Below are 22,491 nucleotides of genomic sequence, written 5' to 3' on the forward strand. Positions count from 1 at the left end.
ACCTATCCACAGGCCTGGCGGATGACCCGCTCCCACAGGGGGCCAATGTCCCAGGTGTTAGCCTTGATGCTTTCTTTGCCTGTGAGATCGAGCGCCGCCCGCGCGCCGCATCGCGAGCTGCGCTCGCTCCTACGTTTGTTTTGGGCCAGTCATGCCTGTTACAGGCGCGCGCGACCGCCTTGTTTGTACGACACGATATCGCGCCATGCGCCAATGGGGGCCGCGCGCAAATGGCACAGGAATAATTGGCCCGAAACAAACGTAGGAGCGAGCGTAGCTCGCGATGCGCCGCGCGGGCGGCGCTCGATTTACGCAGCGCCACAGAAACCAAGGCAAGCGCTTGGTTGCCATTACGCGGTCTGCGTAGTGCGCCAAATCGATTGGGGGGCGTAGGCATACCTACCCGAAAAAACAAAGGCCGCATAAGCGGCCTCAATGGTAAGGATGTACTCGCCCGGATAACTTGAGCTCAGCCGGCGCACCAGTACAACCTGAACAGGGAACGCTACGCTTCCAAACCAGCACGGTCAAGGCAGCCCCCTTTTTCTCGCGTGCTGTGCATGCGCCTCCTGTTGCCTTCTAAATGATCAGACTTTTCTGATTATTACCAAAATGGCTGTCCAGCCGGCCGCTTCGGAAATATCCTACGACCCGCGTCCTCTGCCGTCACCTTCTCAGCGGGAACCTCTGCCCTTAGGCTTAAACCGTCGCCGAATAACTTGGCGATCGGGTGTGGTAACCCGGGTTCAGAGAGATCTTGGCAGTCCATGGCGGCTGTTCGCAGGAGGCTTCGTGCCTGCTGGGTTTTAGATCTCTCACCCGGTTTACCACCCTGCGTACAGCTGCCACCCATTCGTGTGGTACCGACTGGGTGGGGCCATGAAGCGAGATCTAATGATGAAGAAAATTGTTCCAGATCCACCCCCTACCCTGCACCTCCACCCGCTCCTTCGGCCGCTGCGACGCCGGCCATGACCCGCTCTTCACCGTCAACCCGAACATTTCCGCCGAGGACGCTCTGGTCCACGTAGCCCTATACCTGCGCAGCGCCTACGAAACCGGGTACAAAGCCCTGGACTACATGCGTGAAGAAGGCCGTGGCATGTTCTGGTCGAACCTGCATGCGATTGAAATGGCGGAGGGTGTGATTGAGGCGATACTCGATGGCATCGAGTCGACCCCACCACCGGCAAACCGACCCTTAAAGGCATAGCGCAGCTATCGAAGCCGACACAGTACCTGTGGGAGCGGGCATGCCCGCGAACACCGGCAAAGCCGGTGCCATGCACTGCGGTGGCATCTTCGCGGGCATGCCCGCTCCCACAGGGAATGTGTCGGGTTCAGGGGATCAGTACAGTCGACCCCACAGTCCTGCGCGCCGACAGCTCTGCCTGTGCCTTGGCCGCCTCGCTCAGCGGATACCGCTGCTGGATATCCACAACCAGCTTGCCACTGCCAATCATTGCAAACAGGTCATCGGCCATGGCCTGGGTGTTCTCGGCATTGTTGGCATAGGTGGCCAAGGTCGGCCGGGTCACATACAGCGAGCCCTTCTGCGCCAGAATCCCCAGGTTCACCCCGCTCACCGCGCCCGAGGCATTGCCGAAGCTCACCATCAGCCCACGTGGTTGCAGGCAGTCCAGCGAGGTCAGCCAGGTATCGGCGCCCACGCCGTCATACACCACCGGGCATTTCTTGCCGTCGGTCAGCTCCAGTACTCGCTTGGCCACATCTTCATGGCTGTAGTCGATGGTTTCCCATGCCCCCAGCGCCTTGGCCCGTTCGGCCTTCTCGGCAGAACTCACGGTACCGATCAGCTTGGCGCCCAGGGCCTTGGCCCACTGGCACGCCAACGAACCCACGCCACCCGCTGCCGCGTGGAACAGGATCACGTCGCCCGGTTTGACTTCATAGGTCTGCTTCAGCAGGTATTGCACGGTCAAACCCTTGAGCATCACCGCTGCCGCCTGCTCGAAGCTGATGTTGTCGGGCAGCTTGACCAGGTTGGCCTCCGGCAGCGTATGCACCTCGCTGTACGCACCCAGCGGCCCGCCGGCATGGGCCACGCGGTCACCCACTTTCAGCCGGGTCACGCCCTCGCCTACGGCCTCGACCACACCGGCCGCTTCTGTGCCCAGGCCAGAAGGCAGGGACGGCGGCGCATACAGCCCGCTGCGAAAATACGTGTCGATGAAGTTCAGGCCGATGGCATGGTTGCGCACACGCACCTGCTGCGGCGCGGGCGGGGCGGGTTCGAATTCCACAAACTGCAGCACTTCCGGGCCGCCATGCTGGCTGAACTGGATACGCTTGGCCATCTCGCACTCCTGTCGTCGGGATCGGGAAAGGCCTTCTATCGGACGCCTTTGCTTGATCGCCGTCAACTGCGGCGCGCGGGCTGGCGGTGGTATGCTACGCGGCGAATTCTTCCCTGCCCGTTTCTGGTGACCCGATGACTAGCCGCACCGAGGCCGTGAAAGCCTACCTGCTCGACCTGCAAGACCGCATCTGCTCTGCCCTCGAAACAGAAGACGGCGGCGCCCGCTTCGTCGAGGATGCCTGGGTGCGCGAAGCCGGTGGCGGGGGCCGCACGCGGGTGATCGGCGACGGCAAGGTGATCGAGAAAGGCGGGGTCAACTTCTCCCATGTGTTTGGTGCCGGCCTGCCGCCCTCGGCCAGTGCCCACCGCCCTGAACTGGCTGGCCGTGGCTTCGAGGCCCTGGGTGTGTCGCTGGTGATTCACCCGCACAACCCGCATGTGCCCACTTCTCATGCCAATGTGCGGTTCTTCATCGCCGAGAAGGAAGGTGAAGAAGCCGTGTGGTGGTTTGGCGGCGGCTTCGACCTGACGCCGTACTACGGCAATGAAGAAGATTGCATCCACTGGCACCGTGTGGCCGAGCAGGCCTGCGCGCCCTTCGGCGCCGACGTGTACCCACGCTACAAAGCCTGGTGCGACCGCTACTTCCACCTCAAGCACCGTGGCGAGCCACGCGGTATCGGCGGCCTGTTCTTCGATGACCTGAACGAGTGGGACTTCGACACCTGCTTCGCCTTCATCCGCGCCATTGGCGATGCCTACGTCAACGCCTACCTGCCGATCGTCCAGCGCCGCAAGGACACGCCTTACACCCCGCAGCAGCGCGAGTTCCAGGAATACCGTCGCGGCCGTTACGTGGAGTTCAACCTGGTGTACGACCGTGGCACCCTGTTCGGCCTGCAGTCCGGTGGCCGCACCGAGTCCATCCTCATGTCGCTGCCGCCTCAGGTGCGTTGGGGCTACGACTGGAAGGCTGCGCCCGGCAGCGAAGAAGCGCGCCTGACCGAGTACTTCCTGCAGGACCGCGACTGGCTCGGCCAGTAAGCCTGTGGATAAACAAGGAGCCGTCATGGACCAGTACGTCGTTTTTGGTAACCCCATCGGCCACAGCAAGTCGCCGCTGATCCACCGCCTGTTTGCCGAGCAGACCGGCCAGGACCTGGAATACGCCACCCTGCTGGCGCCGCTGGACGAGTTCAGTGATTGCGCGCGCGGCTTCTTCAAGCAAGGCAGCGGCGGTAACGTCACCGTGCCGTTCAAGGAAGAAGCCTACCGCTTGTGCGACAGCCTGACCCCGCGTGCCCAGCGCGCTGGCGCAGTGAACACGCTGAGCAAGCTGGCTGATGGCACCCTGCAGGGCGACAACACCGATGGCGCTGGCCTGGTGCGCGACTTGACGGTGAATGCCGGGGTCGTGCTTGCCGGTAAGCGCATTCTCATCCTGGGGGCCGGTGGCGCCGTGCGTGGCGTGCTGGAGCCCATATTGGCGCACAAGCCGCAATCGTTGGTAATTGCAAACCGGACGGTGGAAAAGGCCGAGCAGCTGGCGCGTGAGTTCGATGAGCTGGGCCCGGTGGTGGCGAGCGGGTTCGCCTGGTTGCAGGAGCCGGTGGATGTGATCATCAACGCCACCTCGGCGAGCCTGGCCGGGGAAATGCCGCCGATTGCCGACAGCCTGGTCGAGGCGGGGCGTACGGTTTGCTACGACATGATGTATGGCAAGGAGCCTACGCCGTTTTGCCAATGGGCCGCTGACTTGGGCGCTGCAAAGGTGCTGGATGGGTTAGGGATGCTGGCTGAGCAGGCGGCTGAAGCCTTCTTTATCTGGCGTGGGGTTCGGCCTGATACCGCGCCGGTGTTGGCGGAGCTGCGACGGCAGCTCGCTCGGGGCTGAGATTGTCGGGGCCGCTTTGCGGCCCATCGCGACACAAGGCCGCTCCTACAGGGGATCGCGGTCTGGCGGCAAATCGAGATCCCTGTAGGAGCGGCCTTGTGTCGCGATGGGCTGCAAGGCAGCCCCAGGATCTCGACCCAACCTCACTCTTCAAACCGGATCGGGCACAACGCCACCCCTTCGAGCTTCTGCAATTCCTCGATCACCTGCGGCCTGGCCCGGTGCAGGGTCAAACTCCCGCCCAACCGCCGCAAGCGCCGCGCCTCGCGGTGCAACATATCCACACCCGAGTAATCGATGAAATTCACCTGCCGCGCATCGATCACCACATGCGGCCCTTGGCAGCGCTGCAAGCGCACCTGCAGGTAATGCGCGGCACCAAAGAAAATCGACCCGCCCACCCGCAACACATCCGCGTCCCCTTCACGGCTTTGCTGCACCCGTGGCCGTGAAGTGCGCTTCAAATAGAAGAACAGCGACGCCAGCACCCCGGCATAGATCGCTGTCTGCAGCTCCAGCAACAACGTCGCCGCCGCCGTCAGCGCCATCACCAGAAACTCCGAGCGGCTGACCCTGAACAGCGCGCGAATCCCTCGATGGTCCACCAACCCCCAACAGATCAGCAGAATGCTGCCGGCCATGGCCGGTATCGGCAGGTGCGCGATCAGGCCGGCGCCGGTAACGGCAAACAGCGCCACCCACAGCGCCGAGAACACCCCGGCCATGGGCGAGCGGGCACCCGCCTCGTAGCTCAGGCCGGAGCGGGTGAAGGAACCGGCGGACAGGTAGCCGGAGAAGAATGCACCGGCGATGTTCGACAGGCCCTGTGCGCGTATTTCCTGATCAGGGTCGATCAGTTGTTCCGAACGTGCCGACAACGAGCGGGCAATCGACAGGCTGGTGACCAGCCCCAGCATGCCCACCGCTACGGCGCTGGGCAGCAGACGCAGCATCAGTTCCACATCCAGCAAAGGCAGCGGGCTGAAGGGTGGGAGTTGCCCGGTGAACGCCGTCACCCTTGGCACATGGCCAAAGTAGCCAGGCAGCAACCAGGCCAGCAGGCTCACCAGCATCAGGCTAATCAACAGGCTCGGCCAGCGCGGGCGCCAGAGCTTGAAGGCCACGCCGATCATGACGGTGGCCAAACCCAGAACCAGGGAAGGCAGGTCGACCTCGCCGGCATGGCTGGCCAGGTCCTGCATGGTCTTCAGGGCCGTGGCCTGGCTGGGCAGGTCCATGCCCAGCAGGTTGGGCAGTTGGCCCAGGGCAATGACGATAGCGGCGCCCAGGGTGAAACCGAGTACCACGGAATGGGAAACGAAATTGACCAGCGCGCCAAAGCGCAAAAGCCCGAGCAGCAGCTGGAAGATGCCGCCGAGGAAGGTCAGCAGCAGCACCAGGGTGATGTAATCGGCGCTGCCGGCCACGGCCAACGGGCTGATACTGGCGTAGAGCACGATGGAAATGGCGGCGGTCGGGCCGCAGATCAGGTGCCAGGACGAGCCCCACAGGCAGGCGACCAGCACCGGCACGATGGCAGCGTACAAGCCGTATTCGGCGGGCAGGCCGGCGATCAGGGCATAGGCGATGGATTGTGGCAGGGCGAGGATGGCACCGCTCAGGCCAACCAGCAGGTCCTGGCGCAGGCTGTGGCCCGATTGGCGGGGTAGCCAGGAGAGGAAGGGCAGCAGGTGGATGATGCGATGCATGAGATATTCACATTTCCAAAGGTCCACTGTCCCTCTGTGGGAGCGGGTTTACCCGCGAATGCGTCGGTACATTCACTGCAGCATTCGCGGGTGAACCCGCTCCCACAGGGGCGCGTCGTATCTAAGACTACAGTTTGGCTTTGACGGCCTCCAGGGCATTGCCATCGGCCTTGGTAGTCACTCCAGCCAACCACCCGTCCAGTACCTCGGGATACGTCTTCACCCAAGCCTTGGCCGCGTCATCGAAGCTGATCTTCTTATCCACAACCTCGGCCATGATGGAGTTTTCCATGTCCAGTGTGAACTTAAGGTTACCCAACAGCTTCGCTGCATTCGGGCAGGCTTGTGGATAACCCTTTCGGGTCAGCGTGTACACCTCGCCCTTGCTGCCGAACCACTTTTCCCCGCCGGTCAGGTAGTGCATTTTCAACTTCACGTTCATCGGGTGCGGGGTCCAGCCAAGGAAGGTGATGAACTGCTGCTTCTTCACCGCCCGGTCGACCTGGGCCAGCATCGCCTGCTCGCTGGACTCCACCAGCTTCCACTGGCCAAGGTTGAACTCATTCTTGTCGATGATTTCCTTCAACGACAGGTTGGCCGGGGCGCCGGAGCCGATGCCGTACAATTTCTTGTCGAACTGGTCGGCGTGCTTCTGCAGGTCGGCAAAGTCCTTCACCCCGGCATTCCACACATAGTCGGGCACTGCCAGAGTGAATTCGGTTCCCTCCAGGTTACGCGACAGCTGCTGCACATCGCCGTTGGCGATGAACTTGTCATGGAAGCCTTGCTGCGCCGGCATCCAGTTGCCGAGGAAGGCATCGACGCGGCCGTCCTTCAGGCCGCCATAGATGATTGGCACGGCCAGGCTGTCGATTTTCACCTGGTAGCCCAGGCTTTCCAGTAACAGGCGGGCGACGGCGTTGGTCGAGGCAATATCGCTCCAGCCGGGGTCGGCCATTTTCACGGTACTGCATTGCGCGTCGCTGTCGGCGGCGTGGGCCGTGGCGGTGCTTATGGCCAGGGCGAACACGGCGGCGGAGAACTTGTGCATGGCGGCCTCTCTTCTCAATCCAGGGGGGCGGGCTGTGGATAACGTGCCTTGCGCTCGAGGTCGTCGAGATCGATGTGGTTGCGCATGTACTGTTGGCTGGCGTCCACCAGCGGTTGATGGTCCCAGCTTTTCAGCGTGCCGATGGCCAGCGCCTCGGCCACCAGGCGGCGGCGCCGCTGGCTGGCCAGTACCTGCTGGCGCAGGCTGGGGATATCCCAGCGCTGTTGTGCTTCATCGACAAATGCCTGCAGCAGCGCCTGATGCTCCGGGCTGCCGGTGAGGTTCTCCCGCTCGTGCGGGTCGCGGCTCAGGTCATAGAGTAGGCTGGGGTCATCCTCGCTGTACACGAACTTGTACGGCCCGCGGCGGATCATCATCAGCGGGCCGACGGTGCCTTCGGCCATGTATTCGCCGATCACTTCATCGTGACCGCCCTGCCCTTGCAGATGGCCGACAAGCGAGCGGCCGTCCAGGTGCAGGCTTTTATCCACAGCCCCGCCGGCCAGTTCGACCAGGGTTGGCAGCAGGTCGCAGGTCGATACCGAGGCGCTGACCCGGCCTGCTGCAAAGCGCTTGGGCGCATGGACAAGCAGCGGAACCCGCGCCGACATCTCGAACCAGTGCATCTTGTACCAGAGGCCTCGCTCGCCAAGCATGTCGCCGTGGTCGCCGGAGAACACGATCAGGGTGTCGTCGGCGAGGTTGCACTCCTCCAGGGTTTGCAGCAGCTGGCCGATGTTGTCGTCGATGTAGCTGCAAGCGCCGAAGTAGGCGCGGCGGGCGTCGCGGATCTTTTCCATAGGCAGCGGCTTGTTCCACAGGTCATAGACCTTCAGCAGGCGCTGCGAATGCGGGTCGAGTTCTGCCTGACCGAACTCGGCACGGGGCATGGGGATATCCACACCCTCGTAGCGGTCCCAGTAACGCTTGGGGATGGTGTAGGGGTCGTGCGGGTGGGTCATGGACACGGTCAGGCAGAACGGTCGGCCATCGTTATCACGCACGTGGTCGTACAGGTACTGGCGTGCCTTGAACACCACTTCTTCGTCGAAATCCAGCTGGTTGGTGCGCACGCACGGACCGGCCTGCAGCACCGAGGACATGTTGTGGTACCAGCTCGGGCGAACATCCGGCTCATCCCAGTTCACTGCCCAGCCATAGTCGGCTGGGTAAATATCGCTGGTCAGGCGCTCTTCGTAGCCATGCAGTTGGTCCGGGCCGCAGAAGTGCATCTTGCCTGACAGTGCGGTGCGGTAACCCAGGCGGCGCAGGTAGTGGGCATAGGTCGGCACATCGGCAGGGAAATCGGCGGCATTGTCGTAGGCTCCGATGCGGCTAGGCAGTTGGCCGCTGACCAGGGTAAAGCGGGACGGTGCGCACAGCGGGCTGTTGCAGTAGGCCGACTCGAACACCACCGCCTGCTCGGCCAGGCGGCTCAGGTGCGGCATCTGGATGGGCGAAGGGGCGTAGATCGGCAGCAAGGGTGCGGCCATCTGGTCGGCCATGATGAACAGGATATTCGGGCGCGTCATGGTGGCTTCCATCGTTTGGAGTTATGCGATCTGCTTGCCTACCAAGATGAGACTGTGGATAACATGGGTAAAGCCCATGGTGGGCAATGACTGGGATTAGCTGAGCTTATGTTTGACCACCTCGCCGAGTTGTCGCTGGATACCTTGCGTGTATTCGAAGCCGCAGCACGCCTGCGGGGCTTTACCGCTGCGGCGCTGGCGCTGGGTACCACGCAGCCGGCCGTGAGCCAGCAGGTTAAGCGCCTGGAAGCACAGCTGGGCACGCGCCTGTTCGATCGCATTTACCGGGGCATCGAGTTGACCGAGGCCGGCCAGGTGTTGTTCCAGCAGGTGCACCAGGGCCTGCAGGCGATGGATGACGGCATTGCCCAAGCCACCGGTCGCGGCCAGCGCGAGGTGCTGCAGGTGGCCACCGACTTTGCTTTTGCGGCGTTCTGGCTGATGCCAAGGCTGCAGCGCTTTCATGAGGCTTATCCACAGGTGGATGTGAGCCTGGTCACCGGTGAACGCAGCCAGGGGATGCTGCGCCCGGACATCGATGTGGCGGTGCTTTTCGGTGATGGGCGCTTTCACCAGGGCGAAAGCCGCTGGCTGTTCGATGAGGAAGTTTTCCCGGTGTGCAGCCCCCGGCTGACGGATGGCAAACCCTTGTCAGCCGTGGCTTTGCAACGATTGCCCTTGCTGCATTTGAAGGGCGAGCAAGCCAGCCGCTGGTTTGACTGGGCGGGGGTGTTTCGCGGGTTTGGTGTGGCCAGCCCGCCGGCGGCGGGGCAGTTGCGTTTCGACAACTACACGTTGCTGATTCAGGCAGCGATTGCTGGCCAGGGCGTGGCGATTGGGTGGGGGCACTTGGTGGATAAGTTGGTGGAGCAAGGGTTGCTTTGCCGGCCTTTGGAGGGGAGTTTGCGCTCGGAGCGTGGGTATTATGCGGTTCTGCCACCGCGCAAGCGGCGTGGGGCGCTGATCGAGCGGTTTGTCGGTTGGCTGGAGCATGAGCGCAGCCTTTGAGATTTTGGGCCGCTTTGCGGCCCATCCGACCGGTACGGCGCCCCGGCGAGGCCGCTCCTACAGGAATATCGTCGGCTGTCAGGCCGGAGGGGGCTCTGTGGGAGCGGGTTCAGATCTAGACCACGAAGTTCAGATGCTCGCCCCGGTGCAGGTCCAGTTCCAGCATATCCGCCATCCCCGCCGCCACACGTGCCCACCCCTCATCGGGCAACGCCTGCGGCGTATTGATCAGGGTCCAGCGCAACGCACTGCGCTGCAACCCATCAACCACATGGTCCACGCATTCCCGCTCTGCCTCGCTGTACTTGCCCGGCTCATCCAGCACAGCGAAATCGCCCACCAGCAACAGCCGGCGTATAGTCGTACGCTCAAGCCCCGCCACCAGTGCCTCGCTCAGGCGTGCTTGCCCCGGCAAGTCACCTGGCGCCAGCGCCGATAGCAGGGCGATTACTGCCGAGCCGCCTGCCGCGCCCTGTTCAGCCTGGTCGGCATCGTGCAGCCCGCCTATCTTGAAGTGCAGGCCCGGGCGCGCTGTGTGGCGGTTGAGGTCATCAACCACGGCGGTGACTTCGTGCTGGCGCGACAGCAGCTCGGCCATCAGGGCATTGCCCAGGCTGCTTTCAGGCCCGAACAAGACCAGTTTGTACACTGGGGTTTCGGCGTTTTTCACTGCATCACTCCCTTTGCAGGTGGTGATGGTTGGACCGCAATCAGGAGTTATCGTGCAGAGGATCAAGGGTTACCACGCCCACGTTTATTACGACGCAGCGACCATGGAGCAGGCCCGGGAACTGTGCGAGGAGGCGGCGCGGCTGTTCCCCGTGACGATGGGGCGCATGCACCAGAAGCCGGTGGGGCCGCACCCGGACTGGAGTTGCCAGCTGGCGTTCGAGCCGGAGTTCGTGGGCGTGGTGCTGCCATGGCTGGCGCTGTATCGGAAGGGTTTGGTGGTGTTCATGCACCCGCTGACCGGGGATGAGCTGGCGGACCACCGGGATCATGCGATCTGGATGGGGGCTTTGCGGCCCTTGGACCTGTCGATTTTTGGTGGGTAGATTGGTATGCCTGTGCCGGCGTCTTCGCGGGTGAACCCGCTCCCACAGGTACTGCACAGACCTTGAGAGCGGCGCGTTCCTTGTGGGAGCGGGTTTACCCGCGAAGCAGGCGACGCGGTTTAGCGACGGGCGCCGCGCACCCCTTCAGCCAGTGCCGAGCACAGGCTGAGTACATCATTCACTGCCTGGTCGGCACTCTTGGCCTGGGCAATCTTGTCGACCAGCGCCGAGCCCACCACTACACCATCCGCCAGGCGGGCGATGTTCGCAGCCTGCTCCGGGGTACGGATGCCGAAACCAACGCTGATCGGCAGGTCGGTATGCCGGCGCAGGCGGGCAATGGCTTCGGTCACGTGCTCGGTGGTCGCCGAGCCGGCACCGGTCACCCCGGCCACCGACACGTAGTAGACAAACCCGGAGCTGCGCTCCAGCACCCGCGGCAGGCGCGCATCGTCGGTGGTCGGCGTGGTCAGGCGGATGAAGTCGATGCCTGCGGCCTGGGCCGGGGTGGCCAGTTCGGCGTCGTGCTCTGGCGGCAGGTCGACGATGATCAGGCCATCGACGCCCGCTGCTTTGGCTTCAGCCACGAACGGTTCCACGCCAAAGCGGTGGATCGGGTTGTAGTAGCCCATCAGCACGATTGGCGTGGTCTGGTTATCCACACGGAATTCGCGGACCATCTGCAGGGTCTTGGCCAAGGTCTGGCCAGCTTCCAGGGCGCGCAGGGTGGCCAGCTGGATGGCCACGCCATCGGCCATCGGGTCGGTGAACGGCATGCCCAGTTCGATCACGTCGGCGCCAGCGGCCGGCAGCCCCTTGAGGATCTGCAGCGAGGCGTCGTAGCCCGGGTCGCCTGCGGTGACGAAGGTGACCAGTGCCGAACGGCCTTCGGCCTTCAGTTCGGCGAAGCGTTGTTCAAGACGGCTCATGCCTGTTTCTCCTGGGCGGCCATGTGGTTCATGACGGTTTGCATGTCTTTGTCGCCGCGGCCTGACAGGCACACGACCATCAGGTGGTCCTTGGGCAGCTTCGGTGCGCGCTTGATCGCTTCGGCCAGGGCGTGAGAGCTTTCCAGGGCCGGGATGATGCCTTCCAGGCGGCAGGTGGCGTGGAACGCATCCAGCGCTTCGTCATCGGTGATGCTGACGTATTCGACGCGCTTCACTTCGTGCAGGTAGGCGTGTTCCGGGCCGATGCCTGGGTAGTCGAGGCCTGCGGAAATCGAGTGGGCGTCGGTGATCTGGCCGTCTGCATCTTGCAGCAGGTAGGTACGGTTGCCGTGCAGTACGCCCGGTACGCCGCCGTTCAGGCTGGCGGCGTGCTTGTCGGTGTGCACGCCGTGGCCACCGGCTTCGACGCCGATGATCTGCACGCTCGGCTCTTCGAGAAACTCATGGAACAGGCCCATGGCATTGGAGCCACCGCCAACGCAGGCAACCAGGCTGTCTGGCAGGCGGCCTTCCTTCTCTTGCAACTGGGCGCGGGTTTCTTTGCCTATGATCGACTGGAAGTCGCGAACCATGGCCGGGTACGGGTGTGGACCCGCCACGGTGCCGATCAGGTAGAAGGTGTCTTCGACGTTGGTCACCCAGTCGCGCAGAGCTTCGTTCATGGCGTCTTTGAGGGTGCCGGTGCCGGCAGTGACCGGGACGATCTCGGCGCCCAGCAGTTTCATGCGGAACACGTTGGCCTGCTGGCGCTCGATGTCGGTGGCGCCCATGTAGATCACGCAAGGCAGGCCGAAGCGGGCGGCGACGGTGGCGGTAGCCACACCGTGCATGCCGGCGCCGGTTTCGGCGATCAGGCGCTTCTTGCCCATGCGTTTGGCCAGCAGCACCTGGCCGATGCAGTTGTTCACCTTGTGCGCGCCGGTGTGGTTGAGCTCTTCACGCTTGAAGAAGATTTTCGCGCCGCCGCAGTGCTCGGTCAGGCGTTCGGCGAAGTACAGCGGGTTGGGGCGGCCGATGTAGTCGCGCTGGAAATAGGCCAGCTCTTCAAGGAACTTGGGGTCTGCCTTGGCCGCTTCGTATTCGCGGGCCAGGTCCAGCACCAGTGGCATCAGGGTTTCGGCCACGTAGCGGCCGCCGAACGAGCCGAACAGGCCATTGGCGTCGGGGCCGGGGCGGTATTGGGACTGGGTCATGGGGCGCTCCAGGGCGTAATGAATGAGTGATGGGCTTTACTCTAACCACGGCAGGCCCCGCTGAAAACCGATAAGATTGCGCAAACTTGTCAGAAAAACTCACAGGTAACATGGCCCACGACCTCCCTCCCCTGAACGCCCTGCGCGCCTTCGAGGCAACCGCCAGGCTCAACAGCGTTAGCCAGGCGGCTGAAGCGCTGCATGTCACCCATGGTGCAGTCAGCCGGCAGATCAAGGTGCTGGAGGAGCACCTTGGCGTAGCCCTGTTCGTCAAGGACGGGCGTGGCATCAAACTCACAGATGCCGGCGTGCGCCTGCGTGATGCCAGTGGCGAGGCTTTCGACCGGCTGCGCAGCGTGTGTGCCGAACTCAGCCGTGATGTCAGCGAGGCACCGTTCGTGCTGGGCTGCTCGGGCAGCCTGCTGGCGCGCTGGTTTATTCCCAGGCTGGGGCGACTCAAGGCGGAATTACCTGAATTGCGTCTGCACTTGTCGGCAGGTGAAGGCGACCTCGACCCGCGTCGTCCAGGGCTCGATGCATTGCTGGTGTACGCAGAGCCTCCGTGGCCTGCGGACATGCAGGTGCATGTGCTGGCCGAAGAGCGTATCGGCCCGGTGCTCAGCCCCCACTTTGCCGGCTTCGAACGCTTGCGCGGCGCGCCTGTCAGCGCCTTGCTGGAGGAGGCCCTTTTGCATACCACCTCACGGCCACAAGCATGGCCAACCTGGGTTCGGCAGCAGGGGTTGGACCCGGCCGGGTTGCACTATGGCCAGGCGTTCGAGCATTTGTATTACTTGCTGGAGGCTGCAGTCGCGGGCCTTGGCGTGGCCATTGCGCCGCAGCCGCTGGTGGCGGATGACTTGAGGGCTGGACGGCTCAGCGCGCCGTGGGGGTTTTCCCCAACGCGGGCAGCGCTGGCGTTGTGGGTGCCACGGCGCGCCGCGGATGGGCGCGCCGAGCAACTGGCGCAGTGGCTGCGCCGTGAGTTGCAACGCCAGGCGGGTTAGTTGCGACGCGACAACAGATAGGCCGCCAGCAGACCGAGGGCACCAATGGCTACGCCTGCCGTTGTAATCGGGTGTTCCTGGGCGTAATCACGGGTGGCGATGCCGGTCTGGCGGGTGCGGGTCTTCACTTCCTCATAAGCATCGCTGAGCAGGCTGCGCGAGTGTTTCAGCGCGCTTTCGGCGTTGCTGCGGATTGCCTTCACCGACTTCTGGGATTCTTCCGACGCATCGTGCTTGAGGTTCTCCAGGCTTTTCAGAAGGCTCTCGATCTCCGCTTCCATGCTTTCCAGGGACGTTTTACGCAGCGAGTTGCGGTGCATGTTGACTCTCCTTTGCAGAATGGACTGTAAGAAATGCGACCCTCGGCCTGCGTGAAAGTGCGATCGAACTTTCGCTGACGGTGATGGCTCGCAGGTAAACCAGGCCTGCGCTGCTAGGCTCAATCTCACAGTCACCCATGGAGAGCGCTCATGACCGATCATCACACCTACAAGAAGATCGAACTGGTAGGGTCTTCGCCCACCAGTATCGAAGATGCGATCAACAATGCCCTGGCCGAAGCCGGCAAAAGCATCAAGCACCTGGAATGGTTCGAAGTGGTCGATACCCGTGGCCATATCCGCGATAACAAGGCAGCGCACTTCCAGGTCACGCTGAAGGTGGGCTTTCGTATCGCCAACAGCTGAAACAGCGCCGGGCTGGATGATCTCGGCGTGATGGAGTATTTAAGAGAGGGGCGCCTTGGCGGGCGCCCTTTCTGATTTCATCTGCACAAGGAAAGCGAGTGATGAACAAACTGATTCTGGCGCTGGGCCTGATGACCCTGGCCGGTGGTGCGCTGGCAGCGGGCAAGCCGTGCGAGGAGCTGAAGGCGGAAATTGCGGCCAAGCTGGATGCCAAGGGTGTCACTGGCTACAAGCTGGAGATCGTCAAGAAAGGCGACCCGGCGGGCAAGGTGATTGGTAGCTGCGAGGCCGGTACCAAGGAGATTGTGTACCGGCGCGGCTGATGTGTTGGCTTCTTCGCGGGCAAGCCCGCGAAGGGGCTCATTCGGCTTTGAGGGCCTGTGCCATCAGTTCATAAGACCGAATCCGGTCCTCATGCTCATACAGGTCACAGGTAAAGATCAGTTCGTCCGCCCCGGTCTGCTCCAGCAGCACCTCCACCTTGGCCCGCACCTTCTGCGGGCTGCCGATCATCGCCAGGCCCAGGAAACTGCCCACCGCGTCGCGTTCATGGGGCAACCACAGCCCATCCATGCTTTCCACCGGCGGTTTCTGCATCAGGCTTTGCCCACGAATCAGCGCGAGAATGCGCTGATACACCGAGGTAGCGAGGAATTCGGCCTTCTCGTCGGTTTCCGCCACCACCATGGGAATGCCCAACATCACATAGGGCTTGTCCAGCGTGGTCGATGGCTTGAAATGATTGCGGTACACGCGAATGGCCTCGTGCATGTAGCGCGGCGCGAAATGCGAGGCGAAGGCGTAGGGCATGCCGCGTATGCCGGCCAGCTGGGCGCTGAACAGGCTGGAGCCCAGCAACCACATGGGCACGTCGGTATCGTGCCCCGGTACGGCGATCACTTTTTGATCATCGGTGCGTGGCCCGAGGTAGCGCGACAGCTCCTCGACATCGTCCGGGAAGTCGTCCGGGCCGCCTGCGCGGTCACGTCGCAGGGCATAGGCCGTCATCTGGTCCGAACCCGGCGCACGGCCTAGGCCCAGGTCGATACGCCCTGGATACAGGCTGGCCAGGGTGCCGAACTGCTCAGCGATCACCAGCGGCGCATGGTTGGGCAGCATGACCCCGCCAGAGCCCACGCGAATGGTCGAAGTCCCCCCGGCCAGGTAACCGATCAGCACCGATGTGGCTGAGCTGGCGATGCCGTCCATGTTGTGGTGCTCGGCCACCCAGAAGCGGTTGTAGCCAAAGCGCTCGACGTGCTGCGCCAAGTCCAGAGAGTTGCGCAGCGACTGCGCCGGGCCTGCGCCTGCGCGCACGGGCACCAGGTCGAGGGTGGAAATCTTCAGGTCACGCAGCTGCGTCATGGTGCCTCCGCAAAAGTGGTTGGCCAGCGGCCTCTTTGACTCTGTATGGGCGCATTCGTTGGATTCAATGCCTGCACTCATATTGCGCTGAACTTGCGGCAGGCGGCAGGCCTCTGAACGGTAGGTAAGTAACCCAGTGACCAGGAGGCATCATGAAAAAGACAGCATCGGCAATCTGGCAAGGTGGCCTGAAGGATGGCAAAGGCCTGCTTTCTACCGAAAGTGGCGCACTCAAGCAGAACCCTTACGGCTTCAACACCCGTTTTGAAGGCACGCCCGGGACCAACCCGGAGGAGCTGATCGGGGCGGCGCATGCCGGCTGTTTCTCGATGGCGCTGTCGATGATGCTGGGTGAAGCGGGGCTGACCGCGGACCGGATCGACACTGCGGCCGAGGTGACGCTCGACAAGCAAGCGGATGGTTTTGCCATTACGGCTGTGCACCTGGTGCTCAGGGCCAAGGTGCCTGGGGCCAGCGAGGCGCAGTTCCTGGAGATCGCCAACAAGGCCAAGGAAGGGTGCCCGGTGTCCAAGGTGTTGAACGCCAAGATCAGCCTGGATGCAGCGTTGGTGGGCTGAAGCGGCGCAACGGTGGCGCTTTGCTGTAGTCTAAACAGCGTCGGCAGCACCACTGCCTTTTCAGGAGCCGTTCCATGATTCGCGTAGCAATCGCCGTGTTGGCTTCCCTGGTCGCCACGTCTGCGTTGGCGGCGGTGAAGCCGTGCGAGGAGCTTAAAGCCGAGATCGAGGCCAAGATCCAGGCCCAGGGGGTGACTTCCTACACCTTGGAGATCGTGCCCAACAGCGAGGCCAAGGACCAGAACATGGTCGTTGGTAGCTGTGATGGCGGGACCAAGAAGATCATTTACCAGAAGAATGATCGGTAGGTTCACGATTTTGGGGCTGCAAAGCAGCCCCAGCATCATGGAATGCAGAACACGTTGCTAGGCTCGTTCACCACCACCTTGCGGCTGGCGTCATACAGCAGCACTTGCGGCTCCATCACCGGCGCACGCGCCTCCAGGCGATAGCGCTCGCCAGCCTTGAAGTCATCAAAGCGCACGGTCAGGTAGCAGGTACGGTCCCTGGGTTCGGACATGATGCCGCCCGAGTAGATTTCATAATCGAAGCGCACCACCAACTCGTGCTTGCCCGGCGTTACCTGGAAATAGCGGCCATCATCCAGGCGCTTGCCGTCGAGGCGGTCGGCCATGATCACTCGGCCGGGGGTCATGGTGTAGAGGTCGACCCAGGCCTGCTTGGGGTCGACGGGTGGCAAGGGGCTGGCGCAAGCCCCCAGTGCACTGAGGGCGATCAGCATCATGGGCTGGCGCATGGCAAAACTCCCACTTGCGATTTACACGTTACAAGCATAGCGCCGATTGTACGCTTCAGGTGCGTTGGCAACCTGCGGGCAAGCCTTGGCCGACCATTTTTTGCTGGTCGTCGTAAAGCTTGATCCAGGGGCGGAAGCCGATACTGCCCGCGTGCAGCTGATAGCGCTGGCCGGCGCCGAAGTCCTTGAAGGTCAGCTTGACCTGGCAATCGCGCCACAGCGGTTCGCTGACCGGGCCGATATTGCTGGGGGTAACCGGAAACTGGTAGCGCACGGTCAGCTCGTGGCTGCCGGGTTGTACTTCGAAATAGCGGCTGTCGGCCCAGTCACGCTCATCTACCTGCAGGGCGTCCAGCGAGGTGTTGTCGTAGGGCGTGAGGTCGATCCAGGCCTGGTTCGGGTCTGGGTCTGGCAACGTCGAACAGGCGGAAATCATTAACAGTGAGCCGGCGACCAACAATGCACGCATGGCGAAACTCCCCCTTGGCGAGATAGTCTTGGAGCGAATCAGCCTTGAGCGAGTCAGACAGTCCCGGATGCTTCGACTTTTTCTTATGCAGCGCTCAGGCCCTGGGGCACTCGACCGCGTTTTCACCCGTTTGGTTCCGCTGCTGGCGGCGCTTCTGCTGAACGGTTGCACCAGCGCGGCCTACTACGGGCAGTTGGCAGAGGGGCAGTGGCAACTGCTGCGTGCGCGCCAGCCAGTGGAGCAGGTGGTGGCTGACCCTGCTACCCCCGCGCCATTGCGCGCGCACTTGCAACAGGCCGAACGGGCGCGGGTGTTTGCCAGCCAGCAATTGAAACTGCCGGATAACCGCAGCTATCGGGTTTACGCCGACCTTGGCCGCCCTTACGTGGTGTGGAATGTGTTCGCCACGCCCGAGTTGTCGTTGCAACCGGTGACGCACTGTTTTCCGATTGCAGGGTGTGTGGCGTACCGCGGCTACTACCAGCAAGGCGCGGCGCGCGGCGCGGCGGCGCTGATGCGCCAGGACGGCCTGGATGTGTACGTGGGGGGTGTGGAAGCTTATTCGACCCTGGGCTGGTTCGATGACCCGATCCTGTCCTCGATGGTGGGCTGGGGCGATGAGCGCTTGGCGACGTTGATTTTCCATGAGCTGGCCCACCAGCGCTTTTATGTGCAGGACGACACCGAATTCAACGAGTCGTTTGCCTCGTTCGTCGAGCAGGAAGGCACGCGGCAATGGCGTGCGGCGCGTGGGTTGGCTGCCGGTGGCGAGGCGCAGGGGCAGCAGCGTGACCAGTTCATTCGGCTGGTGCTGGCCAGTCGTGAGCGGTTGCAGGCGATTTATGCCGGGCCTTTGGACGATGCGCACAAGCGGCTGGCCAAACGGGCGGAGTTCGATCGGCTGAGGCAGGAGTATCGGCGGTTGCGAGATGGCCAATGGGGCGGGGACAAGCGCTATGACGTCTGGGTGTATGGGCCGATGAACAATGCCAAGTTGTTACCGTTCGGGCTTTATGACCAGTGGGTGCCGGCGTTTACGGCGGTGTTTCGTGAGGTTGGCGGAGATTGGGCCAGGTTTTACCAGCGGGTCGAGCAACTGGGGCGGTTGCCGATTGATGAACGGAAGGCCGCATTGCAGGGGTTGATGGTTAGCCAGTGAGATTTTGGGGCCGCTTTGCGGCCCCAGTGGCCCTTAACCCTTGCTGAAAGCCTGATGCAGCTCGGCTACCGTAGCGAAATGGAAAGCGGGCTCCTCCGCCATCAACTCTTCCTGGCTACCAAACCCATACCCCACCGCCACTGCCTGCAAGCCATTGCTGCGCGCGCCAATCAGGTCATGCTTGCGGTCACCGATCATCAGCGTCTGCGCCGGGTCCAGCCCTTCTTCATCGAGCAGGTGGCGAATCAGCTCGACCTTGTTGGTGCGCGTGCCGTCCAGCTCGCTGCCGTAGATCACCTTGAAGTGGTGGTCGAAGGCGAAGTGCCGGGCGATTTCCCGGGCAAATTCCCAAGGTTTGGAGGTGGCGATGTACAGCGTACGGCCCTGCCCGTTCAGGGTTTCAAGCAACGCCGGCACGCCTTCGAACACCAGGTTTTCGTACAACCCGGTTACGCGAAAGCGCTCCCGGTAGAAATTCACCGCATCCCAGGCCTTGGCTTCGTCGAAGCTGTAGAACTGCATGAAAGCCTGAAGCAGGGGCGGGCCGATGAAGTGCTCGAGGCGGGCCAGGTCCGGTTCGTCGATACCCAGCTTGGCCAGGGCGTACTGGATCGAGCGGGTGATGCCCAGGCGCGGGTCGGTCAGGGTGCCGTCGAGGTCGAAGAGGATATTTTGCTGATGCATGTTCGTCTCGGTAGTCGGGTTCATTCCGGTTGGTCGTAGCCTTCGGCCAGGTGCTGGTCCTTGAGCTTCACGTAGTTGCCGGCGCTGTAGGAGAAGAATGCGCGCTCCTTGTCGTTCAGCAGCCGGGCCTGTTTCACCGGGCTGCCCATGTACAGATAGCCGCTGACCAGGCGCTTGCCTGGCGGGACCAGGCTGCCGGCGCCGATGATCACTTCGTCCTCGACGATGGCGCCGTCCATGATGGTGCTGCCCATGCCGACCAGGATGCGGTTGCCCAGGGTACAGCCATGCAACATCACCTTGTGGCCGATGGTCACTTCGTCGCCGATGATCAGCGGGAAGCCGTCCGGGTTGAACGGGCCGGCGTGGGTGATATGCAGCACACTGCCATCCTGCACGCTGGTGCGCGCGCCGATGCGGATGCGGTGCATGTCGCCGCGTACCACGGTCAACGGCCAGACCGAGCTGTCTTCACCGATCTCCACGTCGCCCAGCACCACCGCCGAACGGTCGACGAAGGCCCTGGGCCCCACTTTCGGAGTGTGTTGCTGGAAGTTGCGAATGGCCATGATAGCGTCTCTCATCTGTGCCGATAGGCAGGCTGCCTGCTGCGGTCGGCGTCGATTGTAATTAAGATGGGGCAGTGTTTCTTCTGCCAAGGTATCCAAACCGTGACTGCGAACAACCCGCTTCTGCAATCCCACGATCTGCCGCCCTTCTCGCAAATTCGTGCCGAACACGTGTTGCCGGCGATCGAAGCGATCCTGGCCGACAACCGTAAAGCCATTGCCGAGATCCTCGAAAAGCAGGGCAAGAACCCCACCTGGGCCGGCCTGGTGCTGGCCATGGACGAACTGAACGACCGCCTGGGCGCCGCCTGGAGCCCGGTCAGCCACCTTAACGCGGTGTGCAACAGCGCGGAGCTGCGCGAGGCCTACGAGTCATGCCTGCCGGCGTTGAGCGCCTACTCTACCGAACTGGGCCAGAACCGTGCGCTGTTCGAAGCCTACCAGGCACTGATCGACAGCCCGGAGGCCGCCGGCTTCGACGTGGCGCAAAAGACTATCCTCGAGCATGCCCTGCGTGACTTCCGCCTGTCGGGTATCGACCTGCCGGCGGACAAGCAGCAGCGCTACGCCGAAGTGCAGAGCAAACTCAGCGAGCTGGGCAGCCGCTTCTCCAACCAGCTGCTCGATGCCACCCAGGCCTGGACCAAGCACGTTACCGATGAAGCCGCACTGGCCGGCCTGACCGACTCGGCCAAGGCGCAGATGGCCGCCGCTGCCCAAGCCAAGGGCCTCGACGGATGGCTGATCACGTTGGAGTTCCCCAGCTACTACGCGGTGATGACCTACGCCAGCGACCGCGCCCTGCGCGAAGAGCTATACGCCGCTTACTGCACCCGCGCCTCGGACCAGGGCCCGAATGCCGGCCAGTTCGACAACGGTCCGGTGATGGGCGAAATCCTCGATCTGCGTCAGGAACTGGCCGAGCTGCTTGGCTACAAGAACTACGCCGAGCTGAGCCTGGCCACCAAGATGGCCGAGTCCAGCGACCAGGTGCTGAGCTTCCTGCGAGACCTGGCCAAGCGCTCCAAGCCGTTCGCCGCCCAGGACCTGCAACAGCTCAAGGCCTACGCCGCCGAACAAGGCTGCCCTGAACTGGCCAGCTGGGACACTGGCTACTTTGGCGAGAAGCTGCGCGAGCAGCGCTACAGCGTGTCGCAGGAAGCCCTGCGTGCCTATTTCCCGATCGACAAGGTGCTGGGCGGTCTGTTCAGCATCGTGCAGCGCCTGTACGGCATCGAAATCGCCGAACTCAAGGGCTTCGACAGCTGGCACCCAGACGTACGCTTGTTCGAGATCAAGGAAAACGGCCAGCACGTCGGCCGCTTCTTCTTCGACCTGTACGCCCGCGCCAACAAGCGTGGTGGCGCCTGGATGGATGGCGCCCGTGACCGTCGCCGCACGGCCGGCGGCCAGCTGCAGAGCCCGGTGGCCAACCTGGTGTGCAACTTCACCCCGGCTGCACCCGGCAAGCCGGCGCTGCTGACCCACGATGAAGTAACCACCCTGTTCCACGAGTTCGGCCACGGCCTGCACCACATGTTGACCCGCATCGAACACGCCGGGGTTTCCGGCATCAATGGCGTGGCCTGGGATGCGGTCGAACTGCCGAGCCAGTTCATGGAAAACTGGTGCTGGGAGCCGGAAGGCCTGGCACTGATCTCCGGGCACTACGAAACGGGTGCTGCCCTGCCCCAGGACCTGCTGGACAAGATGCTGGCGGCTAAAAACTTCCAGTCGGGCATGATGATGGTGCGCCAGCTGGAGTTTTCGCTGTTCGACTTCGAACTGCACGCCAGCCATGGCGACGGTCGCAGCGTGCTGCAGGTGCTCGAAGGCGTGCGCGACGAGGTATCGGTCATGCGCCCACCGGCGTATAACCGCTTCCCCAACAGCTTTGCGCATATTTTTGCGGGCGGTTACGCAGCGGGCTACTACAGCTACAAGTGGGCTGAAGTGCTGTCGGCCGACGCTTTCTCGCGTTTCGAAGAAGAAGGTGTTCTCAATGCCGAGACTGGCCGCGCCTTCCGCGAGGCGATCCTGGCCCGTGGTGGGTCGCGCGAGCCGATGGAGCTGTTCGTCGACTTCCGTGGCCGTGAGCCTTCCATCGATGCATTGCTGCGCCACAGTGGCCTCACCGAGGACGCTGCGGCATGAGTGAGGTTGCTGTGAACAAGACCAAGAAACGCTTTATTGCCGGGGCGGTATGCCCGGCATGCAGCGAGCCCGACAAGCTGATGATGTGGAATGAAGACGGCGTGCCGCACCGTGAGTGTGTGGCTTGCGGCTTTACCGACACCCTCAACGAACAGGGCCTGTCGGTGCCCAAGGAACTCGGCACGCGGGTCAACAACCTGGCACCCAAAGCCGCGCCGGCCAAGGTGCAGACGGTGCAGTTCTTCCCTAATCCGAAGCTGAAGAAACCGACAGAGTAAGTACTGGCTGTCGGATCAGAGGCGCTGGTGGATTCAAGACAGGTACGATACTGTATGTAAATACAGTATAGGG

25 protein-coding genes and 1 pseudogene are annotated in these 22,491 nt (G+C 62.8%); 13 read left to right on the forward strand and 13 right to left on the reverse strand.

Translation table 11 applies throughout. From position 1 onward, the window contains the following. Positions 1 to 894 precede the first annotated feature (894 nt). Positions 895 to 1,213, forward strand: a pseudogene (locus Q9451_RS00305) (hypothetical protein). Between the two features lie 127 nt (positions 1,214 to 1,340). Here the strand turns inward: Q9451_RS00305 and Q9451_RS00310 are convergent. Continuing rightward, positions 1,341 to 2,318: an NADPH:quinone reductase gene (locus tag Q9451_RS00310; RefSeq protein WP_012269880.1), complete on the reverse strand. Its 978-nt coding sequence runs from the start codon at positions 2,316 to 2,318 to the stop codon at positions 1,341 to 1,343. Positions 2,319 to 2,452: 134 nt separating this feature from the next. On the opposite strand from Q9451_RS00310, the gene hemF reads away from it, so the two are divergent. Together hemF and aroE are read left to right on the forward strand one after the other, a co-directional pair. After that, a complete protein-coding gene (gene hemF, locus Q9451_RS00315) occupies positions 2,453 to 3,364 on the forward strand; it encodes an oxygen-dependent coproporphyrinogen oxidase (protein ID WP_012269881.1) in 912 nt (303 codons plus the stop codon). Positions 3,365 to 3,389: 25 nt separating this feature from the next. After that, complete coding sequence (gene aroE, locus Q9451_RS00320) at positions 3,390 to 4,214, forward strand: shikimate dehydrogenase (RefSeq protein ID WP_071890592.1); 825 nt, start codon at positions 3,390 to 3,392, stop codon at positions 4,212 to 4,214. A gap of 143 nt (positions 4,215 to 4,357) precedes the next feature. Here aroE and Q9451_RS00325 read toward each other — a convergent pair whose 3' ends face one another. The 3 genes from Q9451_RS00325 to betC all read right to left on the reverse strand — a co-directional run bounded on the left by Q9451_RS00325 (position 4,358) and on the right by betC (position 8,506). Then, positions 4,358 to 5,923, reverse strand: a complete 1,566-nt coding sequence (locus tag Q9451_RS00325; protein ID WP_012269883.1) for a SulP family inorganic anion transporter — start codon at positions 5,921 to 5,923, stop codon at positions 4,358 to 4,360. A 127-nt stretch (positions 5,924 to 6,050) separates the two neighbouring features. Further along, positions 6,051 to 6,974, reverse strand: coding sequence for a choline ABC transporter substrate-binding protein (gene choX, locus Q9451_RS00330; protein WP_012269884.1), 924 nt, complete (start codon positions 6,972 to 6,974; stop codon positions 6,051 to 6,053). Positions 6,975 to 6,988: 14 nt separating this feature from the next. Next, a complete protein-coding gene (gene betC, locus Q9451_RS00335) occupies positions 6,989 to 8,506 on the reverse strand; it encodes a choline-sulfatase (protein ID WP_012269885.1) in 1,518 nt (505 codons plus the stop codon). Positions 8,507 to 8,614: 108 nt separating this feature from the next. Between betC and Q9451_RS00340 the strand changes: the two genes are divergently transcribed. Next, positions 8,615 to 9,514, forward strand: a complete 900-nt coding sequence (locus tag Q9451_RS00340; protein ID WP_012269886.1) for a LysR family transcriptional regulator — start codon at positions 8,615 to 8,617, stop codon at positions 9,512 to 9,514. A gap of 115 nt (positions 9,515 to 9,629) precedes the next feature. On the opposite strand, the gene Q9451_RS00345 is transcribed toward Q9451_RS00340, so the two are convergent. Further along, positions 9,630 to 10,184, reverse strand: coding sequence for an NAD(P)H-binding protein (locus Q9451_RS00345; RefSeq protein WP_012269887.1), 555 nt, complete (start codon positions 10,182 to 10,184; stop codon positions 9,630 to 9,632). 52 nt (positions 10,185 to 10,236) lie between these two features. On the opposite strand from Q9451_RS00345, the gene Q9451_RS00350 reads away from it, so the two are divergent. Further along, positions 10,237 to 10,569, forward strand: a complete 333-nt coding sequence (locus Q9451_RS00350; protein ID WP_012269888.1) for a DOPA 4,5-dioxygenase family protein — start codon at positions 10,237 to 10,239, stop codon at positions 10,567 to 10,569. A 119-nt stretch (positions 10,570 to 10,688) separates the two neighbouring features. Here Q9451_RS00350 and trpA read toward each other — a convergent pair whose 3' ends face one another. Both trpA and trpB read right to left on the reverse strand, forming a co-directional pair. After that, the gene (gene trpA, locus Q9451_RS00355) at positions 10,689 to 11,498 is read right to left on the reverse strand and encodes a tryptophan synthase subunit alpha (RefSeq protein ID WP_012269889.1); all 810 of its coding nucleotides are present in this window, start codon (positions 11,496 to 11,498) and stop codon (positions 10,689 to 10,691) included. Next, entirely contained in the window at positions 11,495 to 12,712 is a 1,218-nt protein-coding gene (trpB, locus tag Q9451_RS00360) for a tryptophan synthase subunit beta (protein ID WP_012269890.1), read from the reverse strand. Before trpB ends, trpA begins: the two co-directional genes overlap by 4 nt. 110 nt (positions 12,713 to 12,822) lie before the next feature. Here trpB and Q9451_RS00365 point away from each other — a divergent pair, with 110 nt between their 5' ends. Continuing rightward, positions 12,823 to 13,719 carry a LysR family transcriptional regulator gene (locus Q9451_RS00365; protein WP_012269891.1) on the forward strand — a complete coding sequence of 299 codons (897 nt, stop codon included), beginning with the start codon at positions 12,823 to 12,825 and terminating at the stop codon, positions 13,717 to 13,719. Here Q9451_RS00365 and Q9451_RS00370 read toward each other — a convergent pair. Continuing rightward, entirely contained in the window at positions 13,716 to 14,039 is a 324-nt protein-coding gene (locus tag Q9451_RS00370; RefSeq protein WP_012269892.1) for a DUF883 family protein, read from the reverse strand. The genes Q9451_RS00365 and Q9451_RS00370 overlap by 4 nt on opposite strands. A gap of 150 nt (positions 14,040 to 14,189) precedes the next feature. On the opposite strand from Q9451_RS00370, the gene Q9451_RS00375 reads away from it, so the two are divergent. Beyond that, entirely contained in the window at positions 14,190 to 14,405 is a 216-nt protein-coding gene (locus Q9451_RS00375; protein ID WP_012269893.1) for a dodecin, read from the forward strand. A gap of 101 nt (positions 14,406 to 14,506) precedes the next feature. Next, positions 14,507 to 14,728: a DUF1161 domain-containing protein gene (locus tag Q9451_RS00380; protein WP_003253075.1), complete on the forward strand. Its 222-nt coding sequence runs from the start codon at positions 14,507 to 14,509 to the stop codon at positions 14,726 to 14,728. A gap of 37 nt (positions 14,729 to 14,765) precedes the next feature. On the opposite strand, the gene Q9451_RS00385 is transcribed toward Q9451_RS00380, so the two are convergent. After that, positions 14,766 to 15,770 (reverse strand): LLM class flavin-dependent oxidoreductase, encoded by a 1,005-nt coding sequence (locus tag Q9451_RS00385; RefSeq protein WP_060494173.1) that lies wholly within the window; start codon positions 15,768 to 15,770, stop codon positions 14,766 to 14,768. A 152-nt stretch (positions 15,771 to 15,922) separates the two neighbouring features. Between Q9451_RS00385 and Q9451_RS00390 the strand changes: the two genes are divergently transcribed. Then, positions 15,923 to 16,348, forward strand: a complete 426-nt coding sequence (locus tag Q9451_RS00390; RefSeq protein WP_012269895.1) for an OsmC family protein — start codon at positions 15,923 to 15,925, stop codon at positions 16,346 to 16,348. A gap of 74 nt (positions 16,349 to 16,422) precedes the next feature. Further along, a complete protein-coding gene (locus tag Q9451_RS00395; protein ID WP_012269896.1) occupies positions 16,423 to 16,656 on the forward strand; it encodes a DUF1161 domain-containing protein in 234 nt (77 codons plus the stop codon). Between the two features lie 35 nt (positions 16,657 to 16,691). On the opposite strand, the gene Q9451_RS00400 is transcribed toward Q9451_RS00395, so the two are convergent. Both Q9451_RS00400 and Q9451_RS00405 read right to left on the reverse strand, forming a co-directional pair. Beyond that, a complete protein-coding gene (locus tag Q9451_RS00400; protein WP_012269897.1) occupies positions 16,692 to 17,105 on the reverse strand; it encodes a hypothetical protein in 414 nt (137 codons plus the stop codon). A 55-nt stretch (positions 17,106 to 17,160) separates the two neighbouring features. Then, positions 17,161 to 17,574: a hypothetical protein gene (locus Q9451_RS00405; protein ID WP_012269898.1), complete on the reverse strand. Its 414-nt coding sequence runs from the start codon at positions 17,572 to 17,574 to the stop codon at positions 17,161 to 17,163. An 85-nt stretch (positions 17,575 to 17,659) separates the two neighbouring features. On the opposite strand from Q9451_RS00405, the gene Q9451_RS00410 reads away from it, so the two are divergent. Beyond that, positions 17,660 to 18,733 (forward strand): aminopeptidase, encoded by a 1,074-nt coding sequence (locus Q9451_RS00410; RefSeq protein ID WP_071890595.1) that lies wholly within the window; start codon positions 17,660 to 17,662, stop codon positions 18,731 to 18,733. 33 nt (positions 18,734 to 18,766) lie between these two features. Here Q9451_RS00410 and Q9451_RS00415 read toward each other — a convergent pair whose 3' ends face one another. Together Q9451_RS00415 and Q9451_RS00420 are read right to left on the reverse strand one after the other, a co-directional pair. Then, complete coding sequence (locus tag Q9451_RS00415; protein WP_041166626.1) at positions 18,767 to 19,417, reverse strand: HAD family hydrolase; 651 nt, start codon at positions 19,415 to 19,417, stop codon at positions 18,767 to 18,769. A gap of 20 nt (positions 19,418 to 19,437) precedes the next feature. Continuing rightward, positions 19,438 to 19,986 carry a gamma carbonic anhydrase family protein gene (locus Q9451_RS00420; protein ID WP_012269901.1) on the reverse strand — a complete coding sequence of 183 codons (549 nt, stop codon included), beginning with the start codon at positions 19,984 to 19,986 and terminating at the stop codon, positions 19,438 to 19,440. Positions 19,987 to 20,052: 66 nt separating this feature from the next. Between Q9451_RS00420 and prlC the strand changes: the two genes are divergently transcribed. Further along, positions 20,053 to 22,140 (forward strand): oligopeptidase A, encoded by a 2,088-nt coding sequence (prlC, locus tag Q9451_RS00425; protein ID WP_012269902.1) that lies wholly within the window; start codon positions 20,053 to 20,055, stop codon positions 22,138 to 22,140. Next, complete coding sequence (locus Q9451_RS00430) at positions 22,137 to 22,418, forward strand: YheV family putative zinc ribbon protein (RefSeq protein ID WP_012269903.1); 282 nt, start codon at positions 22,137 to 22,139, stop codon at positions 22,416 to 22,418. The genes prlC and Q9451_RS00430 overlap by 4 nt, the downstream gene beginning before the upstream one ends. The last annotated feature ends 73 nt before the right edge of the window (positions 22,419 to 22,491 follow it).

It is taken from the genome of Pseudomonas sp. NY8896 (genome assembly GCF_039634505.1).